Source organism: uncultured Aquincola sp., assembly GCF_964001545.1.
In the GTDB taxonomy this organism is placed as follows: Bacteria; Pseudomonadota; Gammaproteobacteria; order Burkholderiales; family Burkholderiaceae_C; genus Aquincola.
In genome coordinates, this window is sequence record NZ_CAXFDV010000478.1 from 1 (window position 1) to 2312 (window position 2312).

The following is a 2312-nucleotide window of genomic DNA, read 5'->3' on the forward strand; positions in this document are numbered from 1 at the left end:
GCCAACCCTGCGCCGCTACCATCCCAAGCATGAACACCGCAGTACCGACCATCCGTGTTCTGACCGTCGACGACCACCCCCTGCTGCGCGAAGGCATCGGCGCGGTGGTGGGCCGCCAGGCCGACATGGCCATCGTGGGTGAAGCGGCCAACGGCGTTGAAGCCGTGCAGCAATGGCGACAGCTGCAGCCCGACGTGGTGCTGATGGACCTGCAGATGCCCGACATGGACGGCCTGCAGGCCCTGGCCAGCATCCGCGCCGAAGGCCCGCAGGCGCGCATCATCGTGCTCACCACCTACAAGGGCGATGCGCTGGCCTGGCGCGCGCTCAAGGCCGGCGCGGTGGGCTACCTGCTCAAGAGCTCGCTGCGCACCGACCTGCTGCAGGCCATCCGCGCGGTGCATGCCGGCGGCCGCTGGGTGCCGGCCGACGTGGCCATCGAACTGGCCGGCCACGCGGCCGAAGAACCGCTGACCGAGCGCGAGATCGAGGTGCTGCAACGCATCGCCGTGGGCCACAGCAACCGCGAGGTGGGCGATCAGCTCTCCGTCTCGGAAGACACCATCAAGGCCCGCATGAAAAGCATCCTGGCCAAGCTGCAGGCCCGCGATCGCACGCATGCGGTGTCGATCGCGCTGAAGCGCGGGATCATTCGGGTATAGCCGGCTTCTTTGGCAGCGGCGCGCCACTGACCGTCAGGCCGCCGTTCTGCACCTCGATGTAGGCGTCGAAGTGCCACAGGCTGTCCATCAGCCTCGAGTCAGTGACGAGCCGAAGCAGGGCGGCGTCGTCGATCGCGTCTTCCAGCAAATGGTCGTCCGGGTCGCGCCACGACGTTTCCACGGGGCGGATGCTGCCGTTCTTGTGCGTCCACAGTCCCGTTGCCTCATCGCGGCGCAAGAAATGGTAGCCGTGGGGCATCGAGGTCATCGCCACCAGGTAGCCGCCGTGCAAAGGCTGCGGCACCGGGGCCGGAGGCGCCGCCTGGCGAAGAATCCAGGCGCCACGGCCTTGATGCCGCGCATCATCGATCACACCCTGTGCGAAGTCGGATTCCTTCGTGGCGCGAGGTCGCCCTGCCAGCCGCCCCGGTCGCGCGTTGTTGCCATCCACGCCGACCTTGCAATGCATGGCATAGGCATAGCAGTTGTGCCTGGCATCCCAGCCCGGTTCGGGCGCAGGCCACGGCGCCAGCGCGGCCACTTCCTGCTGCAGCCACACGTCCAGCCGCGCCAGCGCGGGGTCGCGGATGCTGGCGCCGGCCTTGGTCGCCCGCCATTCGGCGATCGCGCGCTGCAAGGCCTTGAGGTTGACCCATGCAGCCGGCTGGCCCAGGTAGTGCTGAAGCGCGGTTTCAATCGCCCGGAAGCCGGCGCTCTTGCCGTGGAAGGCCTTGGCGCTGGCCGTCTCGAAGTCGAAGCCGAGGGGATGGATGGGCATGGTCGACGGCTCACTGCGTAAAGCGCCGCCCGGCGGCTGCGCAAGGATCCGCTTGTAGCCGCCGAGCCCGGCCGGCGCAATCCCGTCGATCGCCATCGGCCATGACTCCATCGAGCCCAGCCCCCTCTCTCCAAAGAGGGAGGCCCCGCCACGCCATCGTGAAGTGGTGCTCCGCGGCATGGCTGCCTACCCTCCTGCTCGTTCAGTTTCAGCCAGGAGAACCGCATGCCCATCACCGCCACCCCCACCGCCGGCCCCGGCCTGTTGACGCCGCAGGACCACACGCTGGTCATGATCGACTTCCAGTCGCAGATGGCCTTTGCCACCAAGTCGATCGACGCGGTGAACCTGCGCAGCAACGCCGGCCTGGTGGCCCGCGCGGCCGCCGGCTTCAAGGTGTCGACCATCCTCACCACCGTGGCCGAGAAGAGCTTCTCGGGCCCGATGTTCAGCGAGATCACCGAAGCCTTCCCGAACCAGAAGATGCTGGACCGCACCTCCATGAACACCTGGGAGGACGCGGCCGTGATCGACAGGATCAACGCCATCGGCAAGGACCGCATCGTGCTGTGCGGCCTGTGGACCGGCGTGTGCATCGTGGGCCCGGCGCTGTCGGCGCTGGCCCAGGGGTATGAGGTATACGTGATCGCCGATGCCTGCGGCGACGTGTCCACCGAAGCGCACGACCGCGCGATGGACCGCATGGTGCAGGCCGGCGCGCGGCCGATGACCTCGCTGCAATACCTGCTGGAACTGCAGCGCGACTGGGCCCGCACCGACACCTACGAGATGACCACCGGCATTGCCAAGCAGTACGGAGGCGCCTACGGCCTGGGCATCATCTACGCCAAGACCATGTTCGGCGCCCACGA

3 protein-coding genes are annotated in these 2312 nt (G+C 67.9%); 2 read left to right on the forward strand and 1 reads right to left on the reverse strand.

Annotated features, from left to right (window positions below; translation table 11 throughout):
* Nucleotides 1-29 precede the first annotated feature (29 nt).
* The gene (locus ABNT58_RS16400) at nucleotides 30-662 is read left to right on the forward strand and encodes a response regulator transcription factor (protein WP_348754521.1); all 633 of its coding nucleotides are present in this window, start codon (nucleotides 30-32) and stop codon (nucleotides 660-662) included.
* On the opposite strand, the gene ABNT58_RS16405 is transcribed toward ABNT58_RS16400, so the two are convergent.
* Nucleotides 649-1536, reverse strand: a complete 888-nt coding sequence (locus ABNT58_RS16405) for a hypothetical protein (protein WP_348754522.1) — start codon at nucleotides 1534-1536, stop codon at nucleotides 649-651. The genes ABNT58_RS16400 and ABNT58_RS16405 overlap by 14 nt on opposite strands.
* Nucleotides 1537-1665: 129 nt before the next feature.
* On the opposite strand from ABNT58_RS16405, the gene ABNT58_RS16410 reads away from it, so the two are divergent.
* The coding region (locus ABNT58_RS16410; RefSeq protein ID WP_348754523.1) for a hydrolase at nucleotides 1666-2312 on the forward strand (647 nt) is incomplete at its 3' end.